The 17,510-nt window shown below is 44.4% G+C and carries 15 protein-coding genes; 8 read left to right on the forward strand and 7 right to left on the reverse strand.

Annotation, left to right across the window (positions count from 1 at the left end; genetic code table 11):
* Window positions 1-34: 34 nt before the first annotated feature.
* On the reverse strand, window positions 35-352 hold the full coding sequence (locus MHH46_RS17915; RefSeq protein WP_036688019.1) for a HesB/YadR/YfhF family protein: 318 nt from the start codon (window positions 350-352) through the stop codon (window positions 35-37).
* Between the two features lie 493 nt (window positions 353-845).
* Here MHH46_RS17915 and MHH46_RS17920 point away from each other — a divergent pair, with 493 nt between their 5' ends.
* From MHH46_RS17920 to MHH46_RS17930, 3 genes are all read left to right on the forward strand, one after another.
* Window positions 846-2,594, forward strand: coding sequence for an ABC transporter ATP-binding protein (locus MHH46_RS17920; RefSeq protein ID WP_076194716.1), 1,749 nt, complete (start codon window positions 846-848; stop codon window positions 2,592-2,594).
* 58 nt (window positions 2,595-2,652) lie between these two features.
* A complete protein-coding gene (locus MHH46_RS17925; protein WP_076194713.1) occupies window positions 2,653-4,740 on the forward strand; it encodes an ABC transporter ATP-binding protein in 2,088 nt (695 codons plus the stop codon).
* Window positions 4,741-4,848: 108 nt separating this feature from the next.
* The gene (locus tag MHH46_RS17930; protein WP_076194710.1) at window positions 4,849-6,087 is read left to right on the forward strand and encodes a winged helix-turn-helix domain-containing protein; all 1,239 of its coding nucleotides are present in this window, start codon (window positions 4,849-4,851) and stop codon (window positions 6,085-6,087) included.
* Here MHH46_RS17930 and MHH46_RS17935 read toward each other — a convergent pair.
* The 5 genes from MHH46_RS17935 to MHH46_RS17955 form a co-directional block, all read right to left on the reverse strand.
* A complete protein-coding gene (locus MHH46_RS17935) occupies window positions 6,079-6,543 on the reverse strand; it encodes a hypothetical protein (protein ID WP_038571625.1) in 465 nt (154 codons plus the stop codon). The genes MHH46_RS17930 and MHH46_RS17935 overlap by 9 nt on opposite strands.
* 44 nt (window positions 6,544-6,587) lie before the next feature.
* The gene (locus MHH46_RS17940; RefSeq protein WP_076194708.1) at window positions 6,588-7,301 is read right to left on the reverse strand and encodes a hypothetical protein; all 714 of its coding nucleotides are present in this window, start codon (window positions 7,299-7,301) and stop codon (window positions 6,588-6,590) included.
* Window positions 7,302-7,315: 14 nt separating this feature from the next.
* Window positions 7,316-8,260 carry an ATP-binding cassette domain-containing protein gene (locus MHH46_RS17945; protein ID WP_076194706.1) on the reverse strand — a complete coding sequence of 315 codons (945 nt, stop codon included), beginning with the start codon at window positions 8,258-8,260 and terminating at the stop codon, window positions 7,316-7,318.
* A 252-nt stretch (window positions 8,261-8,512) separates the two neighbouring features.
* Window positions 8,513-8,860 carry a four-helix bundle copper-binding protein gene (locus tag MHH46_RS17950; protein WP_036688030.1) on the reverse strand — a complete coding sequence of 116 codons (348 nt, stop codon included), beginning with the start codon at window positions 8,858-8,860 and terminating at the stop codon, window positions 8,513-8,515.
* A 91-nt stretch (window positions 8,861-8,951) separates the two neighbouring features.
* On the reverse strand, window positions 8,952-9,971 hold the full coding sequence (locus tag MHH46_RS17955; RefSeq protein WP_076194703.1) for a GTP-binding protein: 1,020 nt from the start codon (window positions 9,969-9,971) through the stop codon (window positions 8,952-8,954).
* A 165-nt stretch (window positions 9,972-10,136) separates the two neighbouring features.
* Here MHH46_RS17955 and MHH46_RS17960 point away from each other — a divergent pair, with 165 nt between their 5' ends.
* The 5 genes from MHH46_RS17960 (at window position 10,137) to MHH46_RS17980 (ending at window position 14,874) form a co-directional block, all read left to right on the forward strand.
* Window positions 10,137-10,655 (forward strand): molybdenum cofactor biosynthesis protein B, encoded by a 519-nt coding sequence (locus MHH46_RS17960; RefSeq protein ID WP_076128304.1) that lies wholly within the window; start codon window positions 10,137-10,139, stop codon window positions 10,653-10,655.
* Between the two features lie 503 nt (window positions 10,656-11,158).
* Complete coding sequence (locus tag MHH46_RS17965; protein WP_081387969.1) at window positions 11,159-12,196, forward strand: metalloregulator ArsR/SmtB family transcription factor; 1,038 nt, start codon at window positions 11,159-11,161, stop codon at window positions 12,194-12,196.
* Between the two features lie 24 nt (window positions 12,197-12,220).
* Window positions 12,221-13,018, forward strand: coding sequence for an ABC transporter permease (locus MHH46_RS17970; protein WP_076194698.1), 798 nt, complete (start codon window positions 12,221-12,223; stop codon window positions 13,016-13,018).
* 21 nt (window positions 13,019-13,039) lie between these two features.
* Complete coding sequence (locus tag MHH46_RS17975) at window positions 13,040-14,059, forward strand: ABC transporter ATP-binding protein (RefSeq protein ID WP_217696558.1); 1,020 nt, start codon at window positions 13,040-13,042, stop codon at window positions 14,057-14,059.
* Complete coding sequence (locus MHH46_RS17980; RefSeq protein WP_076194696.1) at window positions 14,056-14,874, forward strand: ABC transporter permease; 819 nt, start codon at window positions 14,056-14,058, stop codon at window positions 14,872-14,874. The genes MHH46_RS17975 and MHH46_RS17980 overlap by 4 nt, the downstream gene beginning before the upstream one ends.
* A 304-nt stretch (window positions 14,875-15,178) precedes the next feature.
* Here the strand turns inward: MHH46_RS17980 and MHH46_RS17985 are convergent, their stop codons facing one another.
* On the reverse strand, window positions 15,179-17,485 hold the full coding sequence (locus tag MHH46_RS17985; protein ID WP_076128294.1) for a thiamine pyrophosphate-dependent enzyme: 2,307 nt from the start codon (window positions 17,483-17,485) through the stop codon (window positions 15,179-15,181).
* Window positions 17,486-17,510: the final 25 nt, after the last annotated feature.

Below are 17,510 nucleotides of genomic sequence, written 5' to 3' on the forward strand. Positions count from 1 at the left end.
TTTTCCTGATTAAAATAAACAATCATTAAGACAACTATACCTGCACTTCGCCGGATACCGGCTTTGGTTCGTACTTATATTCAATGTCATCCTCTGACTCAGAGTATACGATAGATAGGTCATAACCTTCCATATACCACAAGTCCTGCTCCTCCATGTAGAACACAATATCATCCTGTTTGACCTGAATAGCTGGACGCCCAGGTGCTTCTGTAGCAATGCCCAGCGAAAAACCGGGGTGAAGTCCACCTCCCGAGCTATAACGGGGAAATAAACGAATATAGTCTCCATTCTTAAGGTCCAATTCTCTCTTAAACCAAGCTGCCGCTGCTTGACTAATTTCCATGTTCATTTCTCTCAGCTCCTTTGTATATTCTAATCATAACGAAAATAAGTCGATATTCAAACAACTTTATGCAATTAATGATTTCCCAATCCATTTAAAATTAAGTTTGACAAATTCGCGAACCGGATGATAAACTCTGAACATAACTAAACGTCTTCTAGTTATTACCAAATTAATGAAAGGGGTGAGCGCGGTGTTTACGAAGTTACAGCCATATTATTTTACTATTGTTGGAATTTTTACTCAACCGAATACCGAAGCAGCCCAAGTGATTAAGCCATCCTGAAGTTTTTGCGAGTCTTATGGACCGTATAACTTTAGTTCTTGAAGGTCTCTCACATGCTTGGTGCTGTAACGCACCGTGCGCATGATAGCTGTAAATTACAGGCATATCGTCCGTTTTCGGATGATATGCCTTTTTTGTTTGCTGAAGAGATAATCACTTGCGCTTTTATCAGCATCACAAGCAATCATTACAACCTGAAAGGAAGGGATTTACTTGTTCTCTGTTCTTCGCGATCTCGGCTGGTTTTTTCGCCGAGAAAAAAGGCGTTACCTGATTGGACTCATATTACTCATAGGTGTGGGCGTTCTTGAATTACTCCCTCCACGTCTGCTAGGCAATGCCATTGACGACATAGTACGCGGTTCGATTACTACAGCTTCGCTTGCCAAATATATCGGCATGATCTTCATTTTGCTGCTAGTTATTTATTGGATTACCTACATATGGATGCACAAACTTTTCGGAGGTTCCAACCTTGTTGAGCGCCTGCTGCGCTCCCGATTTATGAATCATCTTATGACTATGACACCTTCGTTCTTCGAAAAAAATAGAACTGGTGACCTCATGGCCCGGGCAACCAATGATATCAGAGCCGTCTCAGCTACCGTAGGATTCGGGATGCTTACACTGGTGGATTCTACAATCTACCTTACGGTTGTGCTGTTTGCGATGGGCTTTCTCGTAAGTTGGAAGCTGACCCTTGCAGCAGTATTACCATTACCTCTAATTGCAATAGCTATGATTTTTTATGGTAAAGCTATTCATGATCGGTACAGCTTAGCGCAGGATGCGTTCGGAGATATGAATGACCAAGTGCTCGAATCTGTCTCTGGTGTGCGCGTAATCCGTGCTTATGTCCAAGAGCGTCTTGATGAAAAACGTTTCTCGGATATTACTGAAGATGTTTACAACAAAAATATGGCCGTAGCTCGTGTCGATGCTTTCTTCGAACCAACCATCCGCTTCTGTGTCGGACTCAGCTACATTATTGGTCTTACTTATGGGATTTACCTTGTATTCCGCAATCAGATCACACTGGGTGATCTAGTCTCCTTTAATATGTACCTCGGTATGATTGTATGGCCGATGTTCGCTATTGGAGAATTGATCAACATTATGCAGCGTGGTGGAGCTTCCCTCGAACGTATCGACGAGACGTTAAACTCCAAACCCGATGTTCAAAATGCTGCCCATCCCGTACAAGTTCCCCACCCTACTCGAATCGAGCTTAACGATGTGACTTTCCGTTATCCTTCTTCGACGATAGACAATCTAACCCATGTAAACTTAACCCTGAACCAAGGGCAGACATTAGGTGTAGTCGGGCGTACAGGAAGCGGGAAATCAACACTGCTCAAACAATTGCTCCGCGAATATCCGACAGGTAATGGAGAAATCCTTATCTCTGGTGTGCCTATTCAACAGATTTCCCTGGATCAGCTGCATAGCTGGATGGGTTATGTTCCACAAGAGCAAATCCTTTTCTCCAAATCCGTTCGGCAAAACATTCAGTTTGGTCTAGACAACGCCGATGACGATACGATTATGCAAGCCATTACAGCTGCCGCTTTCCAGAACGACCTGGGCACATTGCCCGATGGTCTGGATACTCTGGTGGGTGAACGTGGTGTTTCCCTCTCCGGTGGACAAAAGCAACGTGTCTCTCTGTCCAGAGCTTTTATCGCTAATCCAGATATTCTTATTCTGGACGATGCCTTATCAGCCGTTGACGCTCGTACGGAAGCTCAGATTATCGACAACATCCGGAATGAACGTGCCGGAAAAACCACATTAATCTCTACTCACCGTCTCTCCGCCGTCCAACATGCCGATATGATTGTTGTACTGGATAACGGACAAATCGTTGAGCGAGGTACACATCAGGAACTATTGGATTTGAATGGCTGGTACCGTGAGCAATATGATCGGCAGCAAGTCGAAAATAACTTATCGAATGATTAAACTACAACCATAAATAAACGAGCTACGACTACGCAAAACATTTTAGGAGGTGTCACGGTTGACACAAAGTACAGGCAAACGCCTGCTGGAATATGCATTGACCGCAAAGAAAACCTTTATCGCAGCCCTTCTGCTGCTTTCAATCGGGGTAGCGGCAGAGCTGGCAGGTCCATTTATAGCCAAAAGCATGATCGACAATCACATGCTGGCCATCGAGAAGCCCTATTTCAGCACCACGTCTCCCGATAAGGCGGCTGAATATAACAATAGTTTATACAAACGCGGCGATCGCTTTGAGCCCGGTGAAACTAAAGGCCAAGAAATTCGTGTTCTTCAAGCAGGGAAAAGTTTCTATTTTATTAACGAAGCTGTAACACAGCCTGACGGTGAACGAAAGTTCATCGATGGAGAGATGCATATCACCCGTGGTGATAACGAAGTTATCTATCCCGCGGTTAAGCTGTCGGCCGATGAGCTGTTCGCTTTTTACAAACCCGAGCTTCCTGGGATCTATCAGTTGGTCGGAATGTATGCTATTTTTCTTGTAATCTCCATCTTTGCTGAATTCGGAAAAACCTACTGGCTGCAATCTTCGGCGAATCAGGTAATCCGGAAGCTGCGGACAGATGTATACGCGCATATCCAGCGACTACCCGTTCATTTTTTTGACAATTTGCCTGCTGGTAAGGTAGTGTCGCGGGTTACAAATGATACCGAGGCGATTAAGGATCTATTCATTGCGGTCCTCTCCAATTTCAGCACCGGTATTATCAATATAACTGGCGTGTATATCGCTCTGTTCTTACTTGATGTCCGTCTGGGTCTGATCAGCTTGTTCATTGTACCTATTCTTGTGCTGTGGATCGTGCTCTATCGCAAAATTGCGACCAAATACAATACGATCATTCGCTCACGTCTAAGTGAAATTAACGCCATTATTAATGAATCGATTCAGGGGATGTCAATCGTCCGGATATTCCGCCGTCAGAAGCAGCTTAGTGCAGAATTTGAGAACCTGAACGATGATTACTTGAAATATCAGAATAAAATGTTAAATCTGAATGCTTTCACGTCCCACAATCTGGTGAACTCACTTCGCAGTCTCTCTTTTGTGATGGTGCTTTGGTATTTCGGACATGGCAGTATTACTGGTTCAACCTTTGTATCCTTAGGCGTTCTGTATGCCTTTGTCGATGTGCTCGGACGTTTGTTCCAGCCTATCACAGGTATGGTGAACCAGTTGGCGAACCTGGATACTTCTATGGTATCTGCGGGACGTGTGTTTACGCTTATGGATGAACCTGGAGAGAATGTTACGGACGGCTCCATGCCACGCTACAAAGGGAAAGTGGAATTTAAGAATGTATCTTTTGCTTATAAAAAAGACTACGTCCTGCGCGATATCTCCTTTGAAGCACGCCCGGGTGAAACTGTCGCTCTTGTAGGTCATACGGGTTCCGGCAAAAGCTCAATCATCAATCTGCTGTTCCGGTTCTATGATCCACAAAAAGGCGATATTACGATTGACGGTCAAAAGGTTACGGATATTCCGAAGCAGTGGCTGCGGAATCACATGGGCATCGTGCTGCAGGATCCGTACCTCTTCACGGGCACCATTGCTTCGAACGTCAGCCTAGGGGATGAACGAATTTCCCGTGAACGGGTAGAACGTGCTTTGCGTGAGGTTGGTGCGGATAAGTTACTCGCTCATCTTCCACAAGGATTTGATGAACCTGTCATCGAAAAAGGAAGTACTTTATCTGCGGGTCAGCGGCAATTGATTTCTTTTGCGAGAGCTCTCTCCTTTGACCCAGCTATTCTCATTCTAGATGAAGCTACCTCCAACATCGATACAGAAACGGAAAGCGTCATTCAGGATGCGCTGGAAGTTCTCAAAAAAGGACGCACCACTTTCATCATCGCTCACCGCTTATCCACGATTCGCAGTGCAGATCAGATTCTAGTCCTGCATCACGGAGAGATCGTAGAACGCGGCAGCCATGATGAACTGATGGCGCTTGGCGGAAGATACTTCCGTATGTACCAGCTGCAAGTAGGTGCTGCTGCTAACAGCTCTGACGATAACGCTGGCGCAAGCAACCGTCCAGCACTCGGAAACTTGCAACCCTCTCTTGAGAAAATGTAATTTACAACCCTGAGTCACTTCATTGTGATTCAGGGTTTTTTCCTGCTTGATCTTAGAACAGATGTTCTGTATTATGGAAATTAATACATAACCTTGGAGGAGCAAACGATGCTTACTTATAATTTGACTAAGAAACAAGCCAGGCTTTTTCTGCTATCTCATCAAAAGTTAACTGCTGGAGCTATCCCTTCTGGAAAACTTAGTATTTATGACTATGTTCGTCACGTAGGCTGCATCCAATATGACCCCCTTAATATCGCTGGCCATAATCATGAGCTGGTCCTCCAGGCACGGATTCCGGGATTTACGCCAGAACTGGTCCAAGAGCTTCTGTATGAAGACAGACTGCTCGTTGATGGCTGGGACAAGAACATGTCAATTTATTGTACAGAGGATTGGCCTTATTTTAAGCGGAGAAGAACAGCTGCTGCCTCCCACCATCAGGCTAATGAGCCTGTAATGGTCGCTGTAGCACAGGTTCGTGAAGAGCTTCAGAAGCGTGGCCCCCTCTCCTCTCTGGATTTAGACGGAAAGGAAAAAGTAGATTGGGCTTGGGCTCCGACAAGATTATCACGAGCTGCAATGGAAAGCATGTACTTTTGGGGAGAGATTGTTGTCCACCATCGTGTACATACCCGGCGATATTATGATTTCGCTGAACGTTTGTTACCCTCAGAGCTGCTGAGTTCAGCCGATCCAAATGTCACGGAAGAACAATTTCATGATTGGTATGTGTTACGTAGAATAGGAAGTATCGGCTTGTTATGGAATAAATCTGGAGACGGATGGCTGGGCATATCCGGACTGAAGAGCAAAGAGCGTGCGGCGGCGATTCAGAGATTGCTGGAGAAGGATAGTCTCAGAAAAGTTTGGGTCGAGGGGATTAAGGTTCCGCTTTATATCCGCAGTATAGATGCTCCAACCTTGGAGTCTGTGATACTGCAAGAATCTGAAGAGATTGGGCTTCAACCACGTGATTCATTTGCGGCCGTTTTGGCTCCGCTGGATAATTTGTTGTGGGAACGTGAGCTGGTTCGGCAATTATTCGGATTTCATTACCGCTGGGAGGTCTATAAGCCGGCAATAGAACGAGAATATGGTTACTATGTACTGCCTATATTATATAATGATCGTTTTGTTGGCAGATTTGAACCGGTGATGGATAAGAAGAGCCAAACATTGAATATTAACAATTGGTGGTGGGAACCTGGAGAAAGCCTAACACCGGAGATGATTCCGGCATTAGGCGAAGCTTTAACTGCACTCTCTCGCTGTGTTAGAGCTTCTTCGGTTCATTTTAGACCAGAGGTTGTAACAGCTTGCGGATTAGAAGGATTATTACAATAAGTTTTCCTCCTCTAATCCAAGTTTCGTGAACATCTCTGTGCAGTAGCCTTGCAGTTTAACTTCAAGTCTACTTGCTTTATTTTTAAAACGTTTCAGCTCCCGAATCATTTTAGCCCTTCCGGCAGGCGTAAAGGTTTCCTGTATACGCTCTTTAAAGTAATCATGAACGATGTAATTACGTTGTTTCCACACTTCCTCCAACTGAGCGGTTTCTTGCTCCGAGAAAGGAAAATGATGTTGGATTTCTTTGATGAGTTGGCCGAGTGAATTGCTGAGTTTTCGCTGATAAAGGTCTGTCAGATCTGCTTCTGTTGGCGTTTTTCCTTGTGATAGCTTAGTAAGCAATAGCAAGTTGGTAAGCTGCTGCTCGAGGGCCTGTCCATAATAAACTGCCAGTCCAAAATAGGCGAATAACTCTTTTGATTGTTCACTCTCAGGTACATATGTATCCTTCATCTTTTCCCCCACTTCTGTATCCTTGTTCCTTTTATCTATACAAGTTATGTTTTGTTGTAATCCCTCTGTCTTGATCTGTACAAATAAAAACCGATAAGCAGTGTTATATATACTAATGCTTGTGCAAAGGAACCTAACAACTCCGCTAATGACAATGTATCAGCTTTCATCATGGCCTCCATTACAGGAGTTACTGGCGGCAACAACCAGATCAAAAAATGAAATATACCAGGCAAACTTTCGCTGATTTGTGCTCCGCCCAGTGATAGTATAACGATAGCTAACAACATACCTGTCGCATGACTGCCTTTTTGAACCCAAGAAGATTGAAAGAATAGGGCAATAGCCACACCAAGCATACCCAATAATCCATGTCCTATGAGCGCGAGAATTAACCGATATACCCCGGGTGATTCTGCAAAATGACCCGTTACCCAAGGATAAAGGACAATCAATAGATCTAGCAGCAGCGTTAGAAATGCAAGCGTTAAGATACCACCTGCACTATGTTTAGCCGCACTTCGCATGTGAACAACTGCAATCTGCCGATGAACAGCGTGCTCATGATTCAAAAAACTAAGACTCATCCAAGCGCAGCTTATAAAGAGCATTACTGCTGTAGCGGCATAGCTATTCATAACTGGATTGGGCTTATAAGAATACAATATCAAGACTGCAATCACAATCCCTGCTAACGGGCCGAAATAACGCTGAGATCGAGTATAACTTCGCAGCATGTAAACGATAAACGGATACACGTAAGACCCCCTGTTCAACTCCTAGGATTCATCCATTTTTCTAAGTCATGCGATCCTCCGCGAGGTTCTACCGATTGTATTGAACCACCCGACTCCAAGATAACCCGCAAAAAAGTATCTGATTCTGAACTTGTTACTGTCAACGCCGTACGTTCTATGTTACAACTATCCTTAAACGTATTTATTGAAATGAAACCTGCCATTTCCTTCAATTGCTGCAGTTTCTGAATCGACAGATTAGACAATAGTATGTATGTAGAGGGTTTTATGTTTAGCTTCTCTGACCCCTGAATTGACTTTACAATTTTCCCTTCATGTATCACATGAACCTGATCCGCTAGCAATTCAATCCATTGGGGTTCATGTACAGAGAAGACTATAGCAGTCCCCTTATTTCTCAAAACGATGAGAAGATCAGATAACTTATTCATTGAGGGGAGATCAAGGCCCGACATAGGTTCATCAAGAAGCAGCAACGAGGGACTTCCCAACAAGCTTTGAATCAAATTAATTTTTTGCAGCATTCCTTTGGAGAAATTTAGCATCGACTGCTTGCGAAAGTGCTCCAGTTTAAAAAGTTGAAATAACGTTGTTAGCTCCTGTTCGATCAGGACTGGCGCAAGGCCGCTAATCTGACCCATACTTCGCAAGTACTGTTCTGGGGTCAACTTCAACCCTGGAAACATCTCAGGTGCATAACCAATTCTCAGATTTGGATCCTTACAACTCAGCTTTCCTGAGGAAATGTGGACAAGTCCAGCTAAGATTGACAACAGGGTACTTTTGCCGGATCCGTTTCGTCCGATCAGAGCTGTTACAGTTCCCTTTTCAATAGTGAACGATACATCCTCCAATACGGGTCGGCGTCCATACTGTTTACTGATCTGCTCTAATTCAATTAGGGAAGTAGCAACACCTATACTACCGCCGGCAAAGTTACGATCTACTAAGTTCGCCACTTAACATTCTCCCTTCATATCTACTGTTAATTCTCCGGTTCCCTACGAATTTCCTCTTCTAGGAATCAAAAAAAAGAAAGAACTGCCATAGCAGCCCTTTCTAAAATTTACTTTCAATCCAGTATTTCTCCTCTTTTTTTCTACCAATAGCATGAATCAAACAGACCTGGATATAAAAAACCAGACTATTGCTATATTTCTACAGCAACAATCTGGCTATCAGTTCATATATGAGAGTTAAGTTATACGATCTTACGCGTATACCTCAACAGCATCGCTAATCAAACGGCATGCCTCTGCAGCTTTACGGCAGGCATTAATACATTCTTGGCAGTGATTATGTATATGCTTGCTGCTCTCATCCGCGCATGCTTCACATATTTCTGCACATAGTTTTAGAATTCCAGATACAAACGGACTTTGACGGGTCATTGCTTGAATGGCATAAGAACAAATATCCGCACATTCACGATCGAGTCGCATGCTCTCACGAAGAGATGCAAGATCATATTCTTTTAGGCTTGAGACATAGCTGTAGTTACAGGCATTCATACTTTCGAGACAAGCGTCAATGCACTCCTGATATTGAATTCGGGTCATAGCCTTCAACCTCCTGCATTTTTAATGGTATGCCTTACTATTAACCTACAAGATTAGGAATGAACCACAGCTTCTTCTGAAGCAGAACGGATTACAGGCTTCTTTTGATCGTTCCAGGCCGAACTAAAATACGTCCTTCCATCTCCAGCAGCTTCGTGCGTAACTCACTGGATGAGAAATGTTCCCCGATAAATACAGCTACGTCTGGCACTTCGCCTTGAGGTGTGATTTTCATAAAATCAGCTTCACGGTAAGCATATTGAAAAAGAAAACGACTGGAGGTGTCATTAAAGGTCACAATGCCTTTAGCCCTGTAAACATCACGCGGAAGCTCCTTGACGAACTGTTCAAAGGTCTCGCTGTTGACAGGTCGTTTGAAGTAATGTGTGTATGCCATCACGTGATCGTGGGAAGCATGTGTGCCTCCTGAAGATTGCAGAGCTTCCTCATGCACATGGCTTTCGCTATCGCTCTCTTCAAGCTGTGTATCCGTAAGAACTCCACCTGCGCTACGCAGAAGCTCCTCTGTGTCGATCTCACAACGCTCCGCTGGCATAATCGGTGCATAAGAATTCCATTTTCGCAGAACGGTTGTGATCTCTTCCGCTTCATCTACTGTGACACGGTCAGTTTTATTCAGAATCAAAACAGAGGCGCAGCGAATTTGCTCCTGCATCAGTCGATAGGTTGCGCCCTGCTGTGCACGGTACAATTCGAGCAGATGCGCGGCGTCAACGACGGTGATCAAGCTTTTCAGCTCTACTTTTTGATACAGTGAAGTTTCGGTTACGCCATCTACAATTTCCAGCGGGTTCGCCGCACCTGTGGCCTCAATAACAACAACATCAGGTGATTCCTTCTTGATAAGAGTTGTTAGCTCTGTGCTGAGATCCCCTCGAATAGAACAGCAGATACAGCCGCCGAGCAGCTCTGCCATAGGAACGGTTTGCTCAACCAGCAGCCCATCCAGATTCACTTCACCCAGCTCATTCATCACTACTGCCGGGCGTAAGCCCTGATCTTTCCAATGTTCCAGCAGGCGCTGCAGCAGGGTAGTTTTGCCGCTTCCCAGAAATCCTGACAATATATACACAGGTACAACCTGTTCCATGATTCATCGCTCCTTGAAAATTACGGGTATGGTAGCGAGTTTACTACATGATGCCAAAGCACGCAAGCGGCATCCCTATAACCTCAAAAGATTAGCGCTGGATAACGAAACTTGTCTTTGCTTCCCCCATACCCTATCATGAGAACATCTCTAATTTAGGAGCTGATCTCATTGTCATCCGTTGAAGAACATCGGAAGGAAGCACCACAGTCCGTGTCCTGCTATATCATTACCGTCTCAGACACCAGAACTACTGAAACAGATACCGGTGGAGCTTTAATCCAATCCATGCTTGAGGCTGCCGGTTATGAAGTTATAGGCCGTACCATTATCAAAGACAACTATCAAGACATTCGTGAACTACTCTATAAAAACGCTGATCACACTGGAGTTGAAGCCGTACTGCTCACGGGTGGAACAGGAATTTCTCCCCGTGATACCACCTACGAAGCAGTTTCATCCTTGCTGGATAAAACGCTGCCGGGCTTCGGTGAGATTTTTCGAATGTTAAGCTACACAGAAGATATAGGTTCGGCGGCAATCCTTAGTCGAGCAATTGCAGGTACGATTGGCAACACAGCTATTTTTTCTATGCCCGGCTCCACTGGAGCCGTTAAATTGGCTATGGAACGGCTAATTATCCCGGAGCTTCGTCATGTAATGCGAGAGATATACAAACAATAATCCCACCCATTTTTTTATAAACTAGACAAATAACCAAGCATACCTTTGTTCTGTGCGTATAATACGGTAAGTTCACACACAAAGGAGCTGAAGGAAATGTCAGAAGAATGTCCAAAATGTCCGGCCCAAACTGTCACTGACCCACCTAAGGTGGTTTATCAAGATTATTACCACCCTCAAGTTGTGAATGTTATTCACCCGGTAGAAATCGTTAGACGCCATCACTGTGTCCCAGTTCCTCGCCATTGCTACACCTATTCTGTTAAAGATATCATGTGCGATAACTCCATGATGCCTAGAGGCAGAAGATAAAACTCTACTTCATAACTCTATTAAAAGAATCCTATAAGTGAGAGAAACATCCATGTCCAACACATGGAGATGTGCTCTCGCTTTTTTCTGCATAAAAGATTTGACAATCCTGACCATTCCCCCTATAATTTTGAACACTTTACGCGAAAGTGGTTTTTGATTAACCAAACAGTTAATCGGAAAGGAAAGAGATGAGCTCACTCCAAACTTTAAATCGAAAGATCAAAACGGTCGTCAGTCCTTTTCATGAGTTATTATGCAGTCTGCATGTCTTCCATCAACCAGAACACCATCCAACAAGATTACAATGGGCTTTGGAGCTCAAGAAAAGAATGCCTCTTGCTCTACAGGAGAACATCCACACACTTGGGCAGTTGTCAGAACGTTGGATCGCTCTGCTAGATTTACCGGACCGTATGGGTATCCCTATTTCTTGCAATCAAGGAATCACCCTACTCAAAAAACTTCCGGATGCAGAGCTAGTGTATCTATTTATGAATCAAGAAATTGCACTAAGTACCATAGTCGAATGGCTGAATGAATCGGAAAGCAAACGTTCGCTGATGAAGTTGAGTGGAAACGTGAAGTACCTGATAAACAATCTGGCTAGTGTTCGCAAGCTGTTAATCTCAACATTAATTACATACGAACATGATTATTTCGGGCAGGAATGGGACTATATTGAACCATTTATGAACATCTCAGCCGCTCAGTTTCAAGACTTAGCCAGTCGTTCCCCGGAAAAGGCACTAAATACGCTCCACCCACGCCTCCTCTCAGAGAACGGGACTCTGACAGTACAAAAGGCTGTAACGTATTACTTTCCTTATGACCAGCTTGGACAAGTGTACGTTTTTCCTTCTACATTCATATTTCCGCATCTGCTTGTTGGCTGGTTCGAAGACACTTTATTTTTGCCTCTCACGGTGGATGTTCCCGGTCTTGCCTTTAGTGAGGGACCGCCGAGTGACCTGTTGCGCCAACTCAAAGCTTTAAGTGATGATACGCGGATGCGAATTCTGAAACTGCTGTGGAAAGGGCCGCATTGTACCAAGCAGCTTGCGCCAATATTGGGTATTTCTGAAGCTGCGGTCTCTAAACAGCTAAAACAACTAAGTGAAGTAGGATTTACCCAATCACAGCGAAAAGGGAATTATTTATTTTATTCAGTGAACAAAGAAGTCTTTGATAATCTGCTCATCCTGCAAAGGCAGTACCTTGAACAATGAGGTTAATGAAAGGTGTGAGTACATATGTGGCATATCGTTATCGCAACCCTAAAAAGAAACCAAAAATCTAATCTTAGAGCCTTTCCCTGGACCTTTACATTCGGGCACATTATTGATGGAGTTTATCTAGTCATCATCTCTTATTTTTCTTATGTGTATCTAATCAAAGGGGATATAGATTCAAAATTTGCTATCTATAGTGGCAGTGAGGACTATCTGACCTATGTAATTATTGGAGGTATGCTCAGTATATTTTCCGTCAGTATGATGATGAATGTATCCAGGGCACTTATTACCGAATGGAGGGAAGGTACACTTGAGGCACTGTTGCTCTCCCCTTCAAGCCGGAGCGGTTATTTTCTAGGAAACGCTGTCCAGCAGTTGTATCGAAGTGGGGCGGAATTGCTGGTGGTTCTCTTCTTTGGCCTTTTGGCAGGACTTCGACTCCCCTCTGTTCACTTCATATCTGTCCTCGTGGGAATTTTGCTATTTTTACTATCGTGTTATGCGATGGCGCTGGTGCTAGGAAGCATTATGCTTTATACAAGGGACACCTTCATTGTGCAAAATACTCTATTTACGCTAACTGCTCTACTGTGTGGATTTCAGTTTCCAAGGCAATACTTGCCTGACTACTTGCAGGCTATAGGTGAGATTTTCCCATTGACCAATGCGCTACAACTCCTTCGAGGCTCGCTGCTAACTGGAGAAGCAATACGATTACCTGACATATGGCCAATCATACTGCTTAGTGTTGTATACATAACGGTTGGTCAATGGACAAACCGGCGCATAGAGCGCGGGTTATTCGAACGATTCTAAAACCTTGGAGGGGTGAAACCATTGATTAATATGCATGAAGTTACTAAGATTTACGAGAGCAAACATAAACTGAGCTGGTTCCGTTCGGAAAAAAGATCAGTGACAGCAGTGAAATCACTATCTTTAGATATCGCTGCGGGGGAAATCGTAGGTCTTCTCGGTCTAAATGGCGCTGGAAAAACCACTACAATACGTATGCTTTCTACTCTCCTAGAGCCAACCTCCGGCAGGATTGAAGTCGATGGAATGTCACTACACAAAAATCGACAGGCCATTCAGCAAAAAGTAAATATGATCGCCGGAGGAGAACGAATGTTGTACTGGCGGCTCACTGGTAGAGAGAATCTTCAATACTTCGGTAAACTCTATGGAATGAACAGCCCTCACATCGCTAGAGAAGCAGGACGTCTTCTGGAGGAAGTAGGTTTGACCCAAGCTGCTGACCAACCCGTTGAACAATATTCTAAAGGGATGAAGCAACGGCTGCAAATCGCCCGCGGACTTATCAACGATCCACAATACTTATTTCTAGATGAACCCACACTTGGTCTTGATGCCCCTATTGCCAGGCAGCTTCGCAGTACGATAAGAAAGCTTGCACTGGACAGTGGAAAGGGTATCCTTCTGACCAGCCATTATTTACAGGAGGTCGAAGAACTTTGTGACCGAGTTTATGTACTGAATCGAGGCGAGCTTCTGCTCTGTGACAAACCTGAGCGGATTGTCCATCAGGTTGCAGGCTCGCAAACTGCTCATTTAGAGGTTACAGGCTGGCATGAATCACTTCGTCCCAAGCTACTAGAGCATCTACGAACATTTACTCAGCCTGCGGAATTAATGGGTGTCTGCGCAACAGAAAAACTAGAACTTCAAAATGATGGACTGCAGCGCATTTCTGTAAAAACACCTTCGGCTGATAGAATCATTACAGAGCTGCTGCCATGGACTACTGAGCAGGGGCTTAGCATTAAAAGCTTCGCATCCGAAAAACCTACTTTGGAGGATGCGATTATCCTCCTTTCGGAAGGAAGGGTATCATGAACTTACATAGCTTATGGTTTACCCTTAGCGCGGAGATCACTAAGCAGCATCGAAATAGAGTTAAGGGACGCGCAGTGTTTTTTTCACTTCTACTCTGGCCGGCGCTCACCTTTTTAACCACCTACTTTACTATGCAGCCCTTTAGAACCGGAGCAGGATCAGCACTCTCAAAAGTAATACCAGATGGACGGATTCCCCTTTTTCTGCTGAGCGGATATCTCGTCTTTCAGTTATACTGGACGGTTGTGCAAGCCGCATGGTTATTCGAACAAGAACGCAAAGGGGGCACACTTGAGGTAGTGTTCCTAACGCCAGCGTCAAAAATGGCCTTCCTGTATGGACGTTCCGTATATTCACTATTTCACGGAATATGGATGTTCGCTTGCTTCTCCATTCTGACTTTCATTTTTCTTGCGGACGTAACGACTGTTAACTGGGGCGCCTTATTACCTGTATTAATACTTATCATGATATCAGCGGTTATATGGGGAGCTTTGCTGTGTGCGATATCTCTCTTCTCAAGGGATTCAGGGCTACTCTATTACATCTTTCAAGCACCAATGGAGCTGTTTGGCGGGGTTCGTATTCCACCAGCAGTATTCCCAGCATGGGCAACGGGTTTATCCCTTCTGTTTCCACTCACATATAGTCTGGTTCTTGTGCGCGGGGCGTTATACGATAATATCGGTATTAGCTGGTGGTGGGCTCTCGGCGCTTTAATCGTAGGTAGTGCTTGTCTTGTCATTTGTACCCGCTATCTTCTGGTTAGAGCAGAACAACATGCAAGAGTAAAAGGAAACTGGACTTTATTCTAACTGTAAATGACCAAGTCTTTAACACATAGGACCTAAGAGACGTTATTTGCTGGTTTTTAGCTTTTTCAGAAGTTTCGCGGACTCCAGTGACACTATTCCTTCAAAAAGGGTTCATTTTGGGAGTTTTAGGGCCGATAACTGCTATGGAGTCCGTTAGAATTCCAAACGGGAAAGAAAGCTGTGTTTAAGGTCAGTGGTATCCGAAAGCTGCTTCTTACGCGCAAATGCTCCCTAATCACAAAAAAACCCGGCAGACAAATCTGCCGGGTTTTTTCATATTTTATATACTGGAGATAGACACAGCTTATAAGTCAGGATGTTCGTGTTTTGCCTTGAGACGATTCCAACGGCGCTCAACTTCTTCTTCGAAGCTGTGTAAAGCTGGCTCATTCTCAGGTTTCAACAAATGACGAGTTTTACCCATTGTCTTCAGCCATGCTGAGAGCTCAACACGTTTGCCCTTATCTTCAGGATTATATGTGATATTCGTAGAACCATGCTCTACTTCATATAACGGGAAGAAGCAAGACTCAACAGCTAATGATACGATGTTCGTGCCTTCCTTATCATCAGACATCCAGTTTAGCGGACATGCGATCAGGATTTTACCATACACCAAACCTTCGTTTTGTGCGTACCACTGTGCTTTTGCCGCTTTTTTCACCAGATCCTGCGGATAAGCCTCCGAACCCGTGAAGACATAAGGAATGTTAGTAGCCGCCATAATTTGTGCTGTATCTTTATGCTGAGTAACTTTACCTTGCTGCTGCTTGCCGATACTGGAGGTTGAAGTACGGTGACCCAGTGGTGTCGAATAGGACTGCTGTGCTCCAGTATTCATGTAACCCTCGTTATCGTACTCTACAATAATCATTTTGTGACCACGCAGTGCAGCTCCAATTGCCGGTCCCATCCCGATGTCCATACCGCCATCTCCGGTTACCATAACAAACGTAAAGTCCTCTTTAAGCCCTAGTCCATCCAGCTCACCGCGACGTTTGCGTTCCCAGAACATCTCTACGACACCGGACAAGGTAGCCGCTCCATTTTGGAAAAGATTATGGATAAACGTTGATTTATGGGAGGAATACGGATACCCCGTAGTCGTTACCATGGCACAGCCTGTATGATAAAGTGCGACGATATCCCCTTCAATCCCTTTGAAGAAAGTCTCCAGTCCTGAGAAAATCCCGCAACCTGGACACGCACCATGCCCTGGGGAGAGCCGTTTAGGTTTCTTCGTTAAGCTGCGCAGTGGCGGAATCCGTACGCTTAATTTGCCTGTTGCTTCATCCTGTTTCACAGTGATTAAGCCTGTCTTCAGTGAGTCAAAGTCCATTGGCTTCAGAAGACGTTGCGGAGCTTTATCTGGTGTACCCGGATTGTGGCCATAATAATCAAATGGTATGTCTACTCGATCTGCAGCAACAGCATCTATTGCTAATTGGAAAAAGGCATGACCATCTTCTGCGTAGAAGTCCTTACCACCCAAACCATAGATACGGCTAATTACTTTAGTCGTAGTGTTGCCATATGTGAACAGCGCTGCCTTGATTTCATTGACCATGTTACCACCATGTCCGCCTACAGAATCTGCGCGGTCACCAACGGTGATTGCTTTAACATTTTTCAGTGCTTCAGCAATTTGCTTCTGCGGGAAAGGACGGATCATATTCGGCGAGATTGCACCGGCTTTGATCCCTTGCAACCGAAGCTGATCCACAACATCCTTAATAATCTCAGAGGCAGAATTCATCAAGAATACGGCTACTTCAGCATCTTCCATCCGATATTCCTCGATCATTGGATAATGACGTCCGGTTAACTCAGCAAATTCCTTCGCAATTTCTTCAAAAACTTCACCCGCATTGTACATAGCTACGGACTGCTGATAGCGGTTGTTAATATAGTCAGGTTCGTTCATATAAGGACCAACCGTTACCGGATTATTGCGGTCTAAAGTATCGGTAAAGCCTGTTGGAGGTTGTGGTCCAACAAATTTATGAACATCCTCCCGATGAGTAAAAGCTTGAACGCGGCGTTTCTGGTGGGAGGTGAAATATCCATCTGAAGCCACCATTACCGGAAGACGAACTTTAGCATGTTCCGCAAGCTTCAATGCCATTAGGTTCATATCATAAACAGATTGTGGATCCCGGCACATTAAAATAGGCCAACCTGTATTCAAAGCAAAATACAAATCTGAATGGTCCCCGTGAATATTCAGCGGTCCAGAGATCGAACGGCAGATTAGATTCATAACCATAGGCATACGCGTACCAGCTTGTACAGGCAATTGCTCAAGCATGAACATATAACCTTGGGCACTGGTAGCATTAAATACACGTCCGCCAGCCGTTGAAGCGCCATAACAGATACCAGCAGAGCTATGCTCGCCATCTGACGGAATCAGCATAATATCATGCTGGCCATTCGCTTTCATCGTATCAAGAAATTGCGCTACTTCTGTCGATGGAGAAATCGGAAAATACCCCATTACATGATAATTTATCTGATGAGCAGCATAAGCCGCCATTTCATTGCCGGATTCATATAGGAATTTCTGCTCTACTTTAGCAGAGCCTACTTCTTTTTCATAATCTATAGCCACGTGTATTCCACCTTTCCTCCGTTAA

This window comes from Paenibacillus sp. FSL H8-0175, from assembly GCF_045040615.1.
Classification (GTDB): Bacteria; Bacillota; Bacilli; order Paenibacillales; family Paenibacillaceae; genus Paenibacillus_AQ; species Paenibacillus_AQ odorifer.